The 16,032-nt window shown below is 59.2% G+C and carries 18 protein-coding genes; 4 read left to right on the top strand and 14 right to left on the bottom strand.

What is annotated here, in order from left to right:
* Positions 1-62 precede the first annotated feature (62 nt).
* Together erdR and F8N80_RS13505 are read right to left on the bottom strand one after the other, a co-directional pair.
* Positions 63-713, bottom strand: a complete 651-nt coding sequence (gene erdR / locus F8N80_RS13510) for a response regulator transcription factor ErdR (protein WP_150745628.1) — start codon at positions 711-713, stop codon at positions 63-65.
* Between the two features lie 218 nt (positions 714-931).
* Entirely contained in the window at positions 932-1,690 is a 759-nt protein-coding gene (locus F8N80_RS13505) for a tRNA-uridine aminocarboxypropyltransferase (RefSeq protein ID WP_150745627.1), read from the bottom strand.
* Positions 1,691-1,879: 189 nt separating this feature from the next.
* Here F8N80_RS13505 and F8N80_RS13500 point away from each other — a divergent pair, with 189 nt between their 5' ends.
* Positions 1,880-2,305: a PA3611 family quorum-sensing-regulated virulence factor gene (locus F8N80_RS13500; RefSeq protein ID WP_150745626.1), complete on the top strand. Its 426-nt coding sequence runs from the start codon at positions 1,880-1,882 to the stop codon at positions 2,303-2,305.
* Here the strand turns inward: F8N80_RS13500 and F8N80_RS13495 are convergent, their stop codons facing one another.
* Together F8N80_RS13495 and F8N80_RS13490 are read right to left on the bottom strand one after the other, a co-directional pair.
* Positions 2,306-2,506, bottom strand: a complete 201-nt coding sequence (locus tag F8N80_RS13495) for a hypothetical protein (RefSeq protein ID WP_150745625.1) — start codon at positions 2,504-2,506, stop codon at positions 2,306-2,308.
* Positions 2,503-2,724: a hypothetical protein gene (locus tag F8N80_RS13490; RefSeq protein WP_150745624.1), complete on the bottom strand. Its 222-nt coding sequence runs from the start codon at positions 2,722-2,724 to the stop codon at positions 2,503-2,505. The genes F8N80_RS13495 and F8N80_RS13490 overlap by 4 nt, the downstream gene beginning before the upstream one ends.
* A gap of 56 nt (positions 2,725-2,780) precedes the next feature.
* Here F8N80_RS13490 and F8N80_RS13485 point away from each other — a divergent pair, with 56 nt between their 5' ends.
* Positions 2,781-3,899, top strand: coding sequence for an LOG family protein (locus F8N80_RS13485; RefSeq protein ID WP_150745623.1), 1,119 nt, complete (start codon positions 2,781-2,783; stop codon positions 3,897-3,899).
* 44 nt (positions 3,900-3,943) lie between these two features.
* Here the strand turns inward: F8N80_RS13485 and recX are convergent, their stop codons facing one another.
* The 3 genes from recX to F8N80_RS13470 form a co-directional block, all read right to left on the bottom strand.
* Positions 3,944-4,411, bottom strand: a complete 468-nt coding sequence (gene recX, locus F8N80_RS13480) for a recombination regulator RecX (protein WP_150745622.1) — start codon at positions 4,409-4,411, stop codon at positions 3,944-3,946.
* Between the two features lie 8 nt (positions 4,412-4,419).
* The gene (gene recA, locus F8N80_RS13475) at positions 4,420-5,472 is read right to left on the bottom strand and encodes a recombinase RecA (protein WP_064676129.1); all 1,053 of its coding nucleotides are present in this window, start codon (positions 5,470-5,472) and stop codon (positions 4,420-4,422) included.
* A gap of 83 nt (positions 5,473-5,555) precedes the next feature.
* Positions 5,556-6,056: a CinA family protein gene (locus tag F8N80_RS13470; protein WP_150745621.1), complete on the bottom strand. Its 501-nt coding sequence runs from the start codon at positions 6,054-6,056 to the stop codon at positions 5,556-5,558.
* A gap of 280 nt (positions 6,057-6,336) precedes the next feature.
* Here F8N80_RS13470 and mutS point away from each other — a divergent pair, with 280 nt between their 5' ends.
* Together mutS and fdxA are read left to right on the top strand one after the other, a co-directional pair.
* Entirely contained in the window at positions 6,337-8,916 is a 2,580-nt protein-coding gene (gene mutS, locus F8N80_RS13465) for a DNA mismatch repair protein MutS (RefSeq protein WP_150784016.1), read from the top strand.
* Between the two features lie 142 nt (positions 8,917-9,058).
* Positions 9,059-9,382 carry a ferredoxin FdxA gene (gene fdxA / locus F8N80_RS13460; protein ID WP_150745619.1) on the top strand — a complete coding sequence of 108 codons (324 nt, stop codon included), beginning with the start codon at positions 9,059-9,061 and terminating at the stop codon, positions 9,380-9,382.
* A gap of 475 nt (positions 9,383-9,857) precedes the next feature.
* Here fdxA and rpoS read toward each other — a convergent pair whose 3' ends face one another.
* The 7 genes from rpoS to fghA form a co-directional block, all read right to left on the bottom strand.
* Positions 9,858-10,865 (bottom strand): RNA polymerase sigma factor RpoS, encoded by a 1,008-nt coding sequence (rpoS, locus tag F8N80_RS13455; RefSeq protein WP_150745618.1) that lies wholly within the window; start codon positions 10,863-10,865, stop codon positions 9,858-9,860.
* A 105-nt stretch (positions 10,866-10,970) separates the two neighbouring features.
* A complete protein-coding gene (locus tag F8N80_RS13450; RefSeq protein WP_150784015.1) occupies positions 10,971-11,828 on the bottom strand; it encodes a peptidoglycan DD-metalloendopeptidase family protein in 858 nt (285 codons plus the stop codon).
* A gap of 201 nt (positions 11,829-12,029) precedes the next feature.
* On the bottom strand, positions 12,030-12,665 hold the full coding sequence (locus F8N80_RS13445; RefSeq protein WP_191632924.1) for a protein-L-isoaspartate(D-aspartate) O-methyltransferase: 636 nt from the start codon (positions 12,663-12,665) through the stop codon (positions 12,030-12,032).
* A 41-nt stretch (positions 12,666-12,706) separates the two neighbouring features.
* Entirely contained in the window at positions 12,707-13,456 is a 750-nt protein-coding gene (gene surE / locus F8N80_RS13440) for a 5'/3'-nucleotidase SurE (protein WP_150745615.1), read from the bottom strand.
* The gene (gene truD, locus F8N80_RS13435; RefSeq protein WP_150784014.1) at positions 13,444-14,502 is read right to left on the bottom strand and encodes a tRNA pseudouridine(13) synthase TruD; all 1,059 of its coding nucleotides are present in this window, start codon (positions 14,500-14,502) and stop codon (positions 13,444-13,446) included. Before truD ends, surE begins: the two co-directional genes overlap by 13 nt.
* Complete coding sequence (gene ispF / locus F8N80_RS13430; RefSeq protein ID WP_150784013.1) at positions 14,499-14,972, bottom strand: 2-C-methyl-D-erythritol 2,4-cyclodiphosphate synthase; 474 nt, start codon at positions 14,970-14,972, stop codon at positions 14,499-14,501. The genes truD and ispF overlap by 4 nt, the downstream gene beginning before the upstream one ends.
* A 212-nt stretch (positions 14,973-15,184) precedes the next feature.
* Complete coding sequence (gene fghA / locus F8N80_RS13425; RefSeq protein WP_150745612.1) at positions 15,185-16,030, bottom strand: S-formylglutathione hydrolase; 846 nt, start codon at positions 16,028-16,030, stop codon at positions 15,185-15,187.
* Positions 16,031-16,032: the final 2 nt, after the last annotated feature.

The raw sequence follows: 16,032 nt of genomic DNA, 5'->3' as shown, positions 1-16,032 counted from the left end.
TGACCAAAAAGAAGTGGGAACGCTAGACCAATCCTGGTCAAAAAAGCGTGAACGGTAATGTTTTAGTGGCTCGAAATTGACTCAAGTTGTTGCAGAAGCAATGCCGCCTGGGTCCGGGTCCGCACATTCAGCTTACGGAAAATCGCCGTGACGTGGGCCTTGATCGTCGCTTCCGAAACGCTCAGCTCGTAAGCAATCTGCTTGTTCAGCAAACCTTCGCAGACCATGGTCAACACCCGAAACTGTTGCGGCGTCAGACTGGCAAGGCCGGCGCTGGCAGCCTTGGCTTCATCGGAAACGCTCACCGCTTCGAACGCCTGGGGTGGCCAGAAGACGTCGCCATCGAGTACCGCTCGCACAGCTTTTTGAATGACGCTCAGGTCGCTCGACTTGGGAATGAAACCGCTGGCCCCGAATTCACGGGACTTGACCATGATCGATGCCTCTTCCTGGGCCGAGACCATGACCACCGGAATCTGCGGATACTGACCACGCAACAGCACCAGCCCGGAAAAACCGTAGGCCCCCGGCATATTCAGGTCCAGCAGCACCAGGTCCCAGTCGGCCTTTTCGTCCAGACGGGTTTCAAGTTCGGCAATGCTCGCCACTTCCACCAGACGGACATCCGGACCGAGGCCGAGGGTCAACGCTTGATGCAGCGCGCTACGAAAAAGAGGATGGTCATCGGCAATCAGGATTTCGTATGTGGCCATTTTTCAAATGATCCTGTTTTTCAAACGAGGTGCAGCCACGGAGCTGCATCGACAGGGCACGTTCAACGCCAATCACGGAGCTATTGACATAGCTTTTCACGTGAAGAATTGCGGCGAATCACACCTGGCCGCGCCCTGATCGGCGCCAAGCATGCCCAGCGAAGCCGGGGTGGTCAAGCGACGCAGCCCCTCCAACTGCAGGCTTGTATGGGCGACTCTCAGCACGTCACCGGAGCCGCGGTCTGCACGAAGGGCATCAGCTCCGCGTGTGCGGGTGTTGCAACGTTCATGTCCAGCTGATGTTTCGCATCGAGGTAATGTTGACTGAACACGTCAAAATAAGCGTCCAGTGCTGACGCGGCCTCGACATCGCCCGCCAGATCGAGGCACAGCGCCGCCACTTCGGCGGTGCACAGGTGCTCGCTGCGGGTCGAGCGGCGCAGCCGGTACCGGGAGAGTTTCTCGGGCAGCAGGCTCAGGATCGGAAATGCATCGAAATAGGGGCTTTTGCGGAAAATCTTCCGGGCTTCGGTCCAGGTTGCGTCCAGCAGAATGAACAGCGGCCGCCGGGTGCTATCGGCCTCGACACCATGGGTCACTCGCTCGGGCTCGACGTACTCGCCCGGAAATACCAGATAGGGCTGCCATTGCGGATCGGACAACAACTGCAACAGTTGTTGATCGACTTCGGTCCGTGACCAGATGAATGCATGGTTGTCACGCACCACATCAGCGATCAGCCACCCGGTATTACTCGGCTTGAACACTTCCTTGCCGGTCATGATCAGGCACACCCCGGAGCGGGTCTCGACCTGTGGACGCCAGGCACACAGGCAGTGGCTCTCGATCACACGGCAGGCACGGCAACGCGGGGCTCGCCAGCCACGGGCCTGAATCGGCTTGATGCCCTCCTCTTCGCGCTCGTCGCGCAGGCGGGCTACAGCATTCAACGCAAAAGGCTTGATTGCATGGCTCATCGCAGGCAACACCGGAAGGGGTAGAAAATCGACACGAAAAACACTCGGCAAGACAGGAAGTGCCCGCAGTTTATCAGACCGGCCGGCGCAAGCCTGTACCCTCCTGGCCACCTCCCCTATAATTCGCCGCCACTGAACGCACAGTCATGTGGCTGGTCGAACCACCAGTCACTGAACCAGGAGAGTTTCATGCTGCGCCTTATCGTTCCTACCGCCGCCATTTTGCTGGCGTCGTCCTTCAACGCCCAGGCTGCTTCCTTGAAAGACACGGAACTGAGCAAAATGCTGCAAAACGTTGCCACTCAAAGCAGCGTCGGCACTCCACGAGCGATCAACGAAGACATTCTCGATCAGGGCTATACCGTTGAAGGTAAAGAGTTGATCAACCACCTCAGCGTTCAGAGCAGCCACGCCGACAAAATGCGCGCCGACCCGAAAGCGGTTTATTTCCAGCTCGGCTCCACCGTCTGCAACAACGCGGGCTTGCGCAAGCTGATGGCCAAGGGCGCAATCATGCGTTACGAGTTCACTGAGGTTAAAACCAACCGTCCGATCGCGAGCGAGCGCTTTCAGGAATCGGATTGCCCGAAAGCCGCACCCGCGAAGAAAAAATAATCACTGGGATTTGGCGCGCCGCTGCTCATCCTCGGCGCGCAGTTCTGCCAACAGCGCCTGCAAATAACATGAGCGCCGCTCGGCCGCCTCGAGGCGCCGGCAACACTCCTCCTCGAGACTCAAATGATGGTTCTCGGCCGATGACTTCAGTAACCGATACAGTTGCGTATCGATTTCGATTTCCAGAATGACTCTGGTCATTGCTTCGGCTCCATGCGCCTCGCCCTACTGTGAGCGATAAAATCCTTCAACCGCTTGTATCGTGCGCCCTGCCATTGACGCAAAGTTGTCATGTCACGCCTGATATTCAGTAAATCAGAGTGATGGACAATGAGCTTTGCGTTCAGACGAGCGGTGAAATCACCTTGCAAATCTTCAATAAGCGGTTGCCAGGAAAGACTTTGCGGCGCAATGATCAAGTCAGCGCAAATCCTCGCGAGGGTCTAGATTCATAGTGTGCAGAAGGAGAAGCTGAATGCCTTACCAACCGAATGACCTCCTGAGCCGTCATTTTGAAGAAAGCGGCCACGACCTCACCAGCAAGGTCGAAGAACAACTCAACCTGGTTTCACCCAACAGCCCGAACACCCCCATCTACCGCGATATGATCCTGACCGTGCTGCGCATGGCCCAGGAAGATCACAACCGCTGGAATGCCAAGATCACCCTGCAAGCCCTGCGCGAACTGGAACATGCCTTCCGTGTGCTGGAACAGTTCAAGGGAAGACGCAAAGTCACCGTTTTCGGCTCGGCCCGAACGCCGATAGAACATCCGCTGTATGGCTTGGCCCGAGAGCTCGGCGCGGCGCTGGCGCGCTCGGACCTGATGGTCATCACCGGCGCCGGTGGCGGCATCATGGCGGCGGCCCACGAAGGTGCCGGCCTGGAACATAGCCTGGGATTCAACATCACCCTGCCCTTCGAGCAGCACGCCAATCCCACCGTCAATGGCACGACCAATCTGCTGCCCTTCCACTTCTTCTTCACCCGCAAACTGTTCTTCGTCAAGGAAGCCGATGCGCTGGTCCTGTGCCCCGGCGGTTTCGGGACGCTGGATGAAGCGCTGGAAGTACTGACCCTGATCCAGACCGGCAAGAGCCCGCTGGTTCCGGTGGTGCTGCTGGATGCCCCAGGGGGCAAGTTCTGGCAAGGGGCGCTGGACTTCATTCACCAGCAACTGGAGGAGAATCGCTACATCCTGCCCACCGACATGAAGCTGTTGAGCCTGGTCTATAGCGCCGAAGAAGCGGTAGGGCAGATCAATCAGTTCTACAGCAACTTCCACTCAAGCCGCTGGCTCAAGCATCAGTTCGTGATCCGCATGAACCACGCGCTCAGCGACGATGCGCTCGAACACATGCAAGGCGCATTCGCCGACCTGTGCCTGAGCGATCACTTCCACCAGCATGCCTACAGCGGTGAGGAGCACGACGAACCGCAGTTCAGCCATTTGGCCAGACTGGCCTTCACGTTCAATGCCCGTGATCATGGACGCCTGCGGGAACTGGTGGACTACATCAACTTGCCGGAAAACTGGGCGCAGTCAAAACCCCACGCGCAACAACGCACACGGGAGCCGTTGAAGGCTACCTAAGGCCGAAAAAAACGGCCCGCTATCGAAATAGCGAGCCGTGTCATTCAATCGTCCATCCCTCGGCCGCTGAACAAGCGGCTGATCATCTCCATGGAATATCCCCGATAACTCAGGAATCGGCCTTGTTTGGCGCGCTCCCTGGCGTCTATCGGCAAATGTCCGGAGAACTTGCGCCGCCAGGTATCTGCCAGCTGCTCCTGCCAGTTGATACCGCTCTCGCGTAACGCGAGTTCGATGTCAGTACGTTGCAGTCCGCGCTGGCTCAACTCTTCGCGAATACGCAAAGGGCCATAACCGGAACGGGCACGGTAGGAAACGAAACTTTCGAGGTAACGGGCTTCGGATAAAAGCCCCTCTTCCGTCAAGCGGTCGAGTGCGGTGTCGATCATTTCAGGGAGAGCGCCGCGCTGACGCAGTTTACGCGTCAGCTCGACTCGACCGTGCTCGCGTCGCGCGAGCAGGTCCATTGCGGTTCGCCGCACTGCGACGAGTGTATCGAGTACGGCGGTCATCGGATCAATCAGATATCAGCGTCAGCCAGGTCATCAGCAGTCTCTTTGACCGGCGATGCCTTGACGTCCGGCGCTGGCGTCAGCAGCTTGTCGCGCAGTTGTTTCTCAAGGGTCGCGGCGATGTCCGGGTTTTCTGCCAGGTACTTGGCCGAGTTGGCTTTACCCTGACCGATCTTGGTGCCGTTGTACGCATACCAGGCACCGGACTTCTCGACGAAACCGTGCAGAACACCCAGGTCGATCATCTCACCGTTGAGGTAGATGCCCTTGCCATAAAGAATCTGGAACTCGGCCTGACGGAATGGCGAAGCCACTTTGTTCTTCACGACCTTGACGCGGGTCTCGCTACCGACGACCTCATCACCTTCTTTCACCGCGCCAGTGCGACGGATGTCCAGGCGAACCGAGGCGTAGAACTTCAGCGCGTTACCACCGGTGGTGGTTTCCGGGCTGCCGAACATCACACCGATTTTCATCCGGATCTGGTTGATGAAGATAACCAGGCAGTTGGCGTTCTTGATGTTGCCGGTGATCTTACGCAGTGCCTGGGACATCAGACGGGCTTGCAGGCCCACGTGCATGTCACCCATTTCACCTTCGATTTCGGCCTTTGGCACCAGCGCCGCCACGGAGTCGACGATGATCACGTCAACCGCATTGGAACGCACCAGCATGTCGGTGATTTCCAGGGCTTGCTCGCCGGTGTCCGGCTGGGAAACCAGCAGGTCGTCGACGTTGACGCCCAGCTTGCCGGCATATTCAGGGTCGAGGGCGTGTTCGGCGTCGACGAATGCGCAGGTCGCGCCGGCTTTTTGAGCCTGGGCGATCACCGACAGTGTCAGCGTGGTTTTACCGGAGGATTCAGGACCGTAGATTTCAACGATACGGCCTTTTGGCAGGCCGCCAATGCCGAGCGCGATGTCCAGTCCCAGAGAGCCTGTGGAGATAGCCGGGATCGCCTGACGGTCCTGATCGCCCATACGCATTACGGCACCCTTGCCGAATTGACGTTCGATCTGACCCAGGGCCGCAGCCAAGGCTTTCTTCTTGTTGTCGTCCATTAAAGTCCTCACGTAATCAATAAGGCCTGACGGCCAACACCTGTATAAGTAGCCAGTATTATTCCACAGCGGTTGAGGATCGCCTACCCCTGATTTGAGGTTTCTCCGGCGGCATGCCGCAGCAGCCCCTCTAGCGCGGCCTTCACCGTTTGTCGGCGAACCTCGTCGCGGTTGCCGGGGAAGTACTGCACCTCGCTGAATACCCGCTCGCCAACGCCCCAGGCCAGCCACACCGTGCCAACCGGTTTGCTGGGCGACCCGCCATCCGGCCCGGCGACACCGCTGACCGCCACGGCAAAATGCGCGCGGCTTTTTTCCTGCGCGCCCCGCACCATCGCCTCGACCACTTCGCGGCTGACTGCCCCAACCGTTGCAAATAACTCGGCAGGAACATTCAACTGCTCGGTTTTCTGGCGATTGGAGTAAGTGACATAACCCGCCTCGAACCACGCCGAGCTGCCGGGAATGCGGGTAATGGCCTCGCAAATCCCGCCGCCGGTACAGGACTCTGCAGCAGTGACGTGGGTATTGAGAACCTGCAAGCGCCTGCCAAGTTCAGCGGCCAGCTGGGTGATTTCTTTCACGGTCCTCTCCTGATCGGGCTGAATGGGACTACCGTACACGAGCGGATCGCGCTTGCAAGACACGGCATCAATCAAGATGTTAACGGACAAAGGCTCTGAGGCAGGCCTCCTCCTGTCCCATCCATTTCGCCAGGCATCCCACCCGACAGGGCGAGGATCACAGGGCTTTCATGCCTGCGTCGGGTGGACCGCCCATGTTAACCTTGCGCCCATCGCGGAAAAGCCGGGCCGACGCCCCTCCTTTGCCCTACACCTTTCAACGAATTTGCCTGATTATCCGATGAATAAAGCGCTCTCCGATCTGTCCTCCCACACGCCAATGATGCAGCAGTACTGGCGCCTGAAAAACCAGCACCCCGACCAGCTGATGTTCTATCGCATGGGCGACTTCTACGAGATCTTCTATGAAGATGCAAAGAAGACCGCCAAGTTGCTGGACATCACCCTGACCGCCCGCGGGCAGTCGGCCGGTCAGGCGATTCCGATGTGTGGGATTCCTTACCACGCCGCCGAAGGTTACCTGGCGAAACTGGTGAAGCTCGGCGAATCGGTGGTGATTTGTGAGCAGGTCGGCGACCCGGCCACCAGCAAAGGGCCGGTGGATCGTCAGGTGGTGCGGATCATCACCCCGGGCACGGTGAGTGACGAGGCGCTGCTGGATGAGCGTCGGGATAACCTGATCGCTGCGGTGCTGGGTGATGAGCGCCTGTTCGGTCTGGCCGTGCTGGATATCACCAGCGGCAACTTCACGGTGCTGGAAATCAAGGGTTGGGAAAACCTGCTCGCCGAACTGGAGCGGGTCAATCCGGTGGAGCTGATGATCCCGGATGACTGGCCCAAAGATTTGCCTGCGGAGAAACGCCGTGGGGTTCGTCGCCGTGCGCCGTGGGATTTCGAGCGTGACTCGGCGCTGAAAAGTCTCTGCCAACAATTCTCGACCCAGGACCTGAAAGGTTTCGGTTGCGAGAACCTGACCCTGGCCATCGGCGCTGCCGGCTGCCTGCTCAGCTATGCCAGGGAAACCCAGCGCACCGCCCTGCCCCACTTGCGCAGCCTGCGTCATGAGCGCCTGGACGACACCGTGGTGCTGGACGGTGCGAGCCGTCGCAACCTGGAACTGGACGTCAACCTGGCCGGCGGTCGCGACAACACGCTGCAATCGGTGGTTGATCGCTGCCAGACCGCCATGGGCAGCCGGTTGCTGACCCGCTGGTTGAACCGCCCCCTGCGCGACCTGAGCGTACTGCTGGCTCGTCAGACGTCGATCACCTGCCTGCTCGACGGCTACCGTTTCGAGAAACTGCAACCGCAGCTCAAGGAAATCGGTGACATCGAGCGGATCCTGGCGCGGATCGGCCTGCGCAATGCCCGTCCTCGCGACCTGGCTCGTCTGCGCGATGCACTCGGTGCACTGCCAGCGCTGCAAGTGGCGATGAGCGAACTTGAAGCGGCGCACATCATTCAACTGGCCAGCACCACCAGCACCTACCCGGAACTGGCGGCCCTGCTGGAAAAAGCCATCGTCGACAACCCGCCCGCGGTGATTCGAGACGGCGGCGTGTTGAAAACCGGCTACGACAGCGAACTCGACGAACTGCAATCGCTCAGCGAAAACGCCGGGCAGTTCCTGATCGATCTCGAAGCGCGCGAGAAGGCCCGCACCGGTCTTTCGCACCTGAAGGTCGGCTACAACCGTGTTCACGGTTACTTCATCGAATTGCCAAGCAAGCAGGCGGAATCGGCGCCCGCGGATTATATCCGCCGTCAGACGCTCAAAGGTGCCGAGCGCTTCATCACGCCGGAACTGAAGGCGTTCGAAGACAAGGCGCTGTCGGCCAAGAGCCGCGCCCTGGCCCGCGAGAAGATGCTCTACGAAGCGCTGCTCGAAGACCTGATCGCCCAGTTGCCACCCCTGCAAGATACCGCCGCCGCCCTGGCCGAGCTGGACGTGCTGAGCAACCTGGCCGAGCGTGCCCTGAACCTGGATCTGAACTGCCCGCGCTTCGTCGACGAGCCCTGCATGCGCATCAGCCAGGGTCGTCACCCGGTGGTCGAACAAGTGCTGACCACGCCGTTCGTGGCCAACGACCTGAGCCTCGACGACAGCACCCGCATGCTGGTCATCACCGGTCCGAACATGGGCGGTAAATCCACCTACATGCGCCAGACTGCCTTGATCGTGCTGCTGGCGCACATTGGCAGCTTCGTGCCGGCAGCCAGCTGCGAATTGTCGATGGTGGACCGGATCTTTACCCGGATCGGTTCCAGCGATGACCTGGCGGGCGGGCGTTCGACCTTCATGGTCGAAATGAGCGAAACTGCGAACATCCTGCACAACGCCACCGAGCGCAGCCTGGTGCTGATGGACGAAGTCGGGCGCGGCACCAGCACCTTCGACGGCCTGTCCCTGGCATGGGCCGCGGCCGAACGCCTGGCGCATCTGCGGGCCTACACGCTGTTCGCCACCCACTACTTTGAGCTGACGGTGTTGCCGGAAGCCCAGCCACTGGTGGCCAACGTGCACCTCAATGCCACCGAGCACAACGAGCGCATCGTGTTCCTGCACCACGTGTTGCCAGGGCCTGCCAGCCAGAGCTACGGCCTGGCGGTGGCGCAGCTGGCCGGTGTGCCGAGCGAAGTGATCGTGCGCGCTCGCGAGCATCTGGGCCGACTGGAAGCCACTGCCCTGCCCCATGAAGTGCCGAAGGCAACCAAGGGCAAACCGGCCGCGCCGCAGCAGAGCGACATGTTCGCCAGCCTGCCGCATCCGGTACTGGATGAACTGGCCAGGCTCGATCTGGATGACATGACCCCGCGCCGGGCGCTCGAATTGCTCTATGCACTAAAGACACGGGTCTAACGCACTTGCCTGCAAGCTGTTAGAATCTCGCGCGGTTTGGGATGCTGCAGGCTAATAGCCTGGCCTGCAGACTATCGCTCCCGAACCTGGCGACCCCAACGTGAAGGGGCTCCGCTGCCGCCGCCTGAGGAGAAATCTAGAAATGACCTTCGTCGTCACCGACAACTGCATCAAGTGCAAGTACACCGACTGCGTAGAAGTCTGTCCGGTGGACTGCTTTTACGAAGGCCCGAACTTCCTGGTGATTCACCCGGATGAGTGCATCGACTGCGCGCTGTGCGAACCGGAATGCCCTGCCGTGGCCATCTTCTCCGAAGATGAAGTGCCTGCAGGCATGGAAAACTTCATCCAGTTGAACGTTGAGCTGGCTGAAATCTGGCCGAACATCACTGAACGCAAGGATCCTTTGCCGGATTCCGCTGAATGGGATGGCAAGACTGGCAAGATCGAACACCTCGAACGCTGATTACCCCCGCGTTCCCGTAAAAGGCCCCACAAGGGCCTTTTTGCTTTTCTGCAGGCAAAAAAAAGGGGCGGTTTGACCCGCCCACATTTTTTCCTTAGTCCCTGTGTTCCTTTTCATCGTCCTGATGAATCGCTTCCTGCAATGTCCTTTCCCCTCTTCCTTGAAGGGCGTGTCCGTCCTTGGACACAACCCAGATATTAGACAGATCCCCGGCAAGAGCAATCACTGCTTAGTGCACAATCGGCCTGTCACACTTCGGTAATCTAAAAAAATAAGCCTGTTAATCAGCTAGATAAGTTGCTCCCCGGAGGAACATAGACGACTGCTGCCCTGTAAAAATAGTGAACACTTACGAAAGAGTAAGCAAAGACTTACAGCGCGAGACTACAAAGCCGAGGTGATTCCCACTCCGATTTCCAGACAACAAAAAGCCCCGAACCAGTCGAGGCTTTTTGTTTCCTGCTCAATGAATCGCTTACTGAAACAGCGACTCGCTCGACAGGCCATTCTTCTCGAGAATCTCCCGAAGACGCTTCAGGCCTTCAACCTGAATCTGTCTGACCCGCTCCCTGGTCAGGCCGATTTCCAGGCCTACATCTTCAAGTGTACTGCTCTCGTGCCCGCGCAGGCCGAAGCGGCGGATGACCACCTCGCGTTGCTTGTCGGTCAGTTCCGAGAGCCATTGATCGATGCTCTGGGACAGGTCGTCATCCTGCAACAGTTCGCATGGATCGGTTGGGCGATCATCGGTAAGGGTGTCCAGCAGGGTTTTATCCGAATCCGGGCCCAGCGAGACGTCGACCGAAGAAACCCGCTCGTTCAGGCCCAGCATGCGCTTGACCTCAGCCACTGGCTTTTCCAGCAGGTTGGCGATTTCTTCGGGTGAGGGTTCATGATCGAGTTTTTGCGTCAGTTCCCGCGCAGCCCGCAGGTAGACGTTAAGCTCCTTGACCACATGGATCGGCAACCGGATGGTCCGGGTCTGATTCATGATTGCGCGCTCGATGGTCTGACGAATCCACCAGGTCGCGTAGGTCGAAAAGCGGAAGCCACGTTCAGGGTCGAACTTCTCTACGGCCCGGATCAGCCCGAGGTTGCCCTCTTCGATCAAGTCCAGCAGCGACAAGCCACGATTGACGTAACGCCGGGCGATTTTCACCACCAGCCTCAGGTTACTTTCAATCATGCGTTTGCGCCCGGCAGGATCTCCACTTTGCGACAGGCGCGCAAAATGAACTTCTTCTTCGGGGGATAGCAGAGGGGAAAAGCCAATCTCATTGAGATACAACTGCGTGGCATCGAGCGCACGCGTGTAATCAATGTACTTGTGTTGCTTTAACGAGGCGGAGTGTTTGGATTTGGCGCGAACGGAAGGTGGAGCAGCCCCTTCATCATTCAACATCGAATCCGTGTCGATGCCGGTCTCCATAAGGAGAACCTCATCGTCGATGTCAAACTCCGGCACTTCTTTACTGAGAGCCATTGTTATAGTCCTTTGGTGAGTTCGACCCCAAGCTCAAGCGGCGCCTTTATCCTTGGCAACGCCGGAGCCTGTCCCCTCTACGTGACGGAACAGGCTGGATAGCGATCAACGACGCGGCAGGAATTGCAGCGGATCTACAGGTTTACCCTGTCGGCGAATCTCAAAGTGCAGTTTCACCCGGTCTGTACCTGTTGACCCCATTTCGGCAATTGTCTGTCCAACCTTGACCTGCTCCCCCTCCCGAACCAACAGCCTGCGGTTATGTCCGTAGGCACTGACGTAGGTATCGCTGTGCTTGATGATGACTAATTCGCCGTAGCCCCTTAAGCCACTCCCGGCGTAGACCACCGTCCCATCAGACGCAGCTAAAACAGGCTGTCCCAAATCCCCGGCGATATCAATTCCTTTATTCAAACTCCCGTTTGAAGAGAATTTGCCAATGAGAATGCCATTAGATGGCCACCCCCAGCCGGTCGGGGCGGGACCTGCCGCGGGCATCGGAACGGCTGCCGGTTTGTTCGCGACGGACGGTACAACCACCGCCGTGCTGGTGGTCGCACCTGTAGCGGGACGACGGAAGACTGTGGTTTTACTCGATGACGAAGGCGTTGAACTGGATGAGCTGACCACGGTTGTCGGCGTTGAACCGGTGCGCCCATCGAAGCGAATCGTCTGACCCGGATGGATCGTGTAGGGCGCTGCAATGTTGTTGCGTGCAGCCAGAGCCTTGTAGTCCCAGCCGTAGCGAAAGGCAATGGAAAACAGGGTGTCCTTGGGTCGGACGACGTACTGACCTGTAGTGACTGCCGGACGCTGCGCGACGGAATTGTTGCGTTCGATGACGCGCACCTCGCTCGACTTGTTGCTGGAACAACCAACCAGCAAGGTGCTCAAGACGAGGCCAGTCACCAGGCGCTGAAAGCTCGTTATACCCATTCGCTGCGCAATGACTGTGAGACTCACCCGCCGCTCCCTTTGTGGTGGCTGAAAATGTGGATTGCCGTGTTACGGCAGGAAATGTCGCCAGTATAACGGGCTGTGCAGGCTTTACCTTTAATGACGCGAGGCACACGTTTGCTACCTGACGATGAATCTCGTTAACGGATCGTTGCCGCTGTTAAGACAGGGGCAATCGAAGAGAATTCAGCGCGCAGAAACAAATGCTCAGGCCAGTGGCCCATTGAGCAATGGAACGAAGCGTACAGACCCGAGGATGCGTCTGGAAAAGCCCTGTTCTTCCCGAATGATCAACATCAATTGTTGAACCTCACCGGACCCGACCGGAATCACCAATCGCCCACCCGGTGCCAACTGATCGAGCAACGCCTGAGGCACTTCGGTCGCCACCGCGGTGACAATAATGCCGTTGTACGGCGCCAGCGCCGGCCAGCCCTCCCAGCCATCGCCCCAGCGAAACACCACGTTGCGCAAGTTAAGTTCCACCAGGCGTTCCTTGGCCCGGTCCTGCAGCACCTTGATGCGCTCGACCGAAAACACCCGTTCGACCAGTTGCGACAGGATCGCGGTCTGATAACCCGACCCCGTGCCGATTTCCATGACCTTGTCCAGCGGACCTGCCTCCAGCAGTAGCTCGCTCATGCGTGCGACCATGTAAGGCTGGGAGATGGTCTGGTTGTTCCCGATCGGCAACGCCGTGTCTTCATAGGCACGGTGGGCCAGCGCCTCGTCGACGAACAGGTGCCGCGGGGTACGGCGAATCACCTCCAGCACCTTGGTGTTGGAGATGCCCTCCTCATACAAACGCTGAATCAGCCGCTCACGGGTCCGTTGGGAGGTCATTCCGATGCCGCGATGCAGCATGGGGTCTTGTTCACGTGCCATTAGCGTAGCCCCTCCAGCCAGTCATCGAGACTTCTGAAGGCATCATTGAAGGTGCGATCCAGTTGCAGTGGGGTGATTGAAACAAAGCCCTGCATCACCGCATGGAAATCGGTGCCCGGGCCACCATCCTCGGCGTCCCCCGCCGCGGCGATCCAGTAACCGGATTTGCCGCGCGGATCCACCACTTTCAACGGCGCCGCCGCGCGGGCGCGATGACCGAGGCGAGTCAATTGTATTCCGCGGATGTGGTCCAGCGGCAAATTGGGAATATTCACGTTCAGCACCGTGCGCGGTGGCAAATCGAGGTCCGCGTGAGCCTCCACCAGTTTGCGCGCAAAATAAGCGGCTGTGGGAAGGTTCTCTACTTGCCGTGAGACAAACGAAAAGGCGAACGAAGGACGTTCCAGGAAACGCCCTTCGAGGGCTGCGGCCACGGTACCGGAATACAGCACGTCGTCCCCCAGATTGGCGCCCAGGTTGATCCCGGAAACCACCATGTCCGGTTCTTGCTCCAGCAAACCGTTGAGCCCCAGGTGGACGCAATCGGTGGGCGTGCCATTAAGGCTGATAAAGCCATTGGCCAGGGTTTGCGGGTGCAATGGACGGTCGAGCGTCAGCGAACTGCTGGCGCCGCTTTTGTCCTGGTCCGGGGCGATAACCACGCAGTCGGTGTAATCCGCCAGCGCAGCATATAGCGCGGCGAGACCGGGTGCGGTTACCCCGTCGTCGTTAGAAATCAGAATACGCATGGGCTGTCCGTCTGCCCCACCGGCACCAGATCAACGAGTTCGCGCACCAATACGGTGGCGAAGCATCCGGCCGGCAGGACGAATTCCAATTGCAGAATGTCAGGTTCGGGATAATGCCACGTCAACCCAGCAATGGGCAGCCGCAGGATACGACGTTCGTGGCTCATCCCGGCGTTGATCAACCAATCGCGCAGATCCGCCTCGCGTGCGGCGATTGCCTGCTCCAGTTCATGGACAGCGCCCGAGGCCGGCGAGTCACCTTCGCCCCACTGCGGACCGGTCGGGTGCAGGTCGAGAATCGCCAGGCGCGGGTCGTTGCACTCGGCAACACCTGCCGGAAAGAAGCTGCGGCTGTCAGTGAAAGCTAGCAGATCGCCGACCTGAGCCCGCTGCCAGGTGCCATCGGCGACACGCGCCGCCAACACCTGGTTAAACAGAAAACTACGGGCTGTTGAAAGCAGGCGCGAACGCACGTTGCGTTGCTCAGGCAAAGCCTTGCGCGCGGCCCAGGCACGGGCGTCGACCACGTTGCCGCCATCAAACCCGAAGCGCTGGGCGCCGAAATAATTGGGAATACCTTGCTTGGCGATCCGTTGCAGACGCTCTTCGATCGCCGCTTTGTCGCCCGCGAACTGCGTCAGGCGCAAGGTGAAGCCGTTGGCCGAATGGGCACCGCGCTGCAGCTTGCGTTTGTGCCGGCCGGTCTTGAGGATTTTCAGCGTGTCGTTTTCAGCAGGCGACAGATCAGGATCAGCCTTGCCCGGCAGCTGTACGCTGAACCACTGACGCGTCAGCGCCTGACGGTCCTTGAGGCCCGCGTAGCTGACGGTGCGCAAGGGCACACCTGCGGCCTTGGCGATCCGCCGTGCCGCTTCTTCGGTGTTCAGCCCGCGCTTCTCCACCCAGATCCACAGGTGCTCGCCATCGCCACTGAGAGGGATATCGAGCACTTCATCGACCTGAAAATCTTCCGTCGTCGCTTTCAGCACGGCGCTGCCGAGGGCTTCACCGTAGGCACGCGGACCGAGCAATTGCAGGTCGTTCATGCGCGCAGCAACAAGGCAACGCAATGCACGGCAATGCCTTCTTCGCGACCGACAAAGCCGAGCTTTTCAGTGGTGGTAGCTTTCACGTTCACTTGATCCAATTCAATTTGAAGATCCGCGGCAATCAGCGCGCGCATCGATTCGATATGCGGGGCCATTTTTGGCGCCTGGGCGACGATGGTGTTATCGACGTTGCCGACTTTCCAGCCCTTGGCGTGGATCAGTGCAACGACGTGACGCAACAGCGCGCGGCTGTCGGCGCCCTTGAATGTCGGGTCGGTGTCCGGAAAGTGCTTGCCGATATCACCCAGCGCGGCCGCACCGAGCAAGGCATCGCACAAGGCGTGCAGCAGAACGTCACCGTCGGAATGAGCGAGCAGCCCGAAGCCGTGTGCGATCCGGACGCCGCCCAGAGTAATGAAATCGCCTTCAGCGAAACGGTGCACATCATAGCCGTGGCCAATACGCATAAAAAAACGCCCCGATTTTTGTCAGGGCGTGATTCTACCTGCTTTGTCGGACATTAGGGTCTGTTGACGTTTGGTGGCAAGCCGCGTTGCAGTGCCAAGTTGTGCGAGGCAAGGCGCGGGATGCAGCCAATGGTTGTTCCCTTGGCAAATCCCGCAACGCAGCATCCCGCAACTTGGCGCGCAACGCGGCCGTCACCGAACGTCAACGGACCCTACGCGCTTAGAGCACGTCCGTGATGTTGCAAGTGGTCGTCAATGAAGCTGGCAATGAAGAAATAGCTGTGGTCGTAGCCCGGCTGCAGGCGCAACGTCAGCGGATGACCGGCCAGTTTGGCCGCCTGTTGCAAGGTTTCAGGCTTGAGCTGAGTGGCGAGAAAGTCATCGCGATCACCTTGATCGATCAGCAGCGGTAACTGCTCGTCAGCCTCGGCGATCAATGCACAGGCATCCCATTCGCGCCACTTCGAGCGGTCTTCGCCCAGGAAGCGGGAAAAGGCTTTCTGGCCCCATGGGCAATCCATCGGATTGTTGATCGGCGAGAACGCCGACACCGACTGATAACGCCCCGGATTGCGCAAGGCACAGACCAGCGCACCGTGACCGCCCATGGAGTGACCGCTGATGCCGCGCTTGTCCGATGCAGGGAAATGGGCTTCGATCAATGCGGGCAATTCCTGCACGACATAGTCATGCATCCGATAGTGCCGCGACCAGGGTTCCTGGGTGGCATTCAGATAAAAACCGGCACCGAGGCCGAAATCCCAGGCGCCATCCGGATCGCCCGGGACATCGGGGCCGCGGGGACTGGTGTCCGGTGCGACGATGATCAGCCCCAGCTCGGCGGCCATGCGCATGGCGCCGGCCTTTTGCATGAAGTTCTCGTCGGTGCACGTCAGGCCGGACAACCAATACAGCACCGGCAGCTTGCCGCCCAGCTCCGCTTGCGGCGGCAGGTACACGGCGAACACCATGTCGCAGCCGAGCACATCGGAGCGATGCTTGTAGCGTTTGTGCCAGCCGCCGAAGCTTTTCTGGCAGGAGATATTTTCCAGGCTCATGA

This window comes from Pseudomonas fluorescens, from assembly GCF_902497995.1.
In the GTDB taxonomy this organism is placed as follows: Bacteria; Pseudomonadota; Gammaproteobacteria; order Pseudomonadales; family Pseudomonadaceae; genus Aquipseudomonas; species Aquipseudomonas fluorescens_BK.
Note: the sequence above shows the minus strand (reverse complement) of the source record. Positions and strands in the feature narration are given on the sequence as shown.

Coding starts and splice junctions, on each gene's coding strand:
- erdR (WP_150745628.1), bottom strand. CDS start 713: ATGGCCACATACGAAATCCTGATTGCCGATGACCATCCTCTTTTTCGT.
- F8N80_RS13505 (WP_150745627.1), bottom strand. CDS start 1,690: ATGAGCCATGCAATCAAGCCTTTTGCGTTGAATGCTGTAGCCCGCCTG.
- F8N80_RS13500 (WP_150745626.1), top strand. CDS start 1,880: ATGCTGCGCCTTATCGTTCCTACCGCCGCCATTTTGCTGGCGTCGTCC.
- F8N80_RS13495 (WP_150745625.1), bottom strand. CDS start 2,506: ATGACCAGAGTCATTCTGGAAATCGAAATCGATACGCAACTGTATCGG.
- F8N80_RS13485 (WP_150745623.1), top strand. CDS start 2,781: ATGCCTTACCAACCGAATGACCTCCTGAGCCGTCATTTTGAAGAAAGC.
- recX (WP_150745622.1), bottom strand. CDS start 4,411: ATGACCGCCGTACTCGATACACTCGTCGCAGTGCGGCGAACCGCAATG.
- recA (WP_064676129.1), bottom strand. CDS start 5,472: ATGGACGACAACAAGAAGAAAGCCTTGGCTGCGGCCCTGGGTCAGATC.
- mutS (WP_150784016.1), top strand. CDS start 6,337: ATGAATAAAGCGCTCTCCGATCTGTCCTCCCACACGCCAATGATGCAG.
- fdxA (WP_150745619.1), top strand. CDS start 9,059: ATGACCTTCGTCGTCACCGACAACTGCATCAAGTGCAAGTACACCGAC.
- rpoS (WP_150745618.1), bottom strand. CDS start 10,865: ATGGCTCTCAGTAAAGAAGTGCCGGAGTTTGACATCGACGATGAGGTT.
- F8N80_RS13445 (WP_191632924.1), bottom strand. CDS start 12,665: ATGACCTCCCAACGGACCCGTGAGCGGCTGATTCAGCGTTTGTATGAG.
- surE (WP_150745615.1), bottom strand. CDS start 13,456: ATGCGTATTCTGATTTCTAACGACGACGGGGTAACCGCACCCGGTCTC.
- truD (WP_150784014.1), bottom strand. CDS start 14,502: ATGAACGACCTGCAATTGCTCGGTCCGCGTGCCTACGGTGAAGCCCTC.
- ispF (WP_150784013.1), bottom strand. CDS start 14,972: ATGCGTATTGGCCACGGCTATGATGTGCACCGTTTCGCTGAAGGCGAT.
- fghA (WP_150745612.1), bottom strand. CDS start 16,030: ATGAGCCTGGAAAATATCTCCTGCCAGAAAAGCTTCGGCGGCTGGCAC.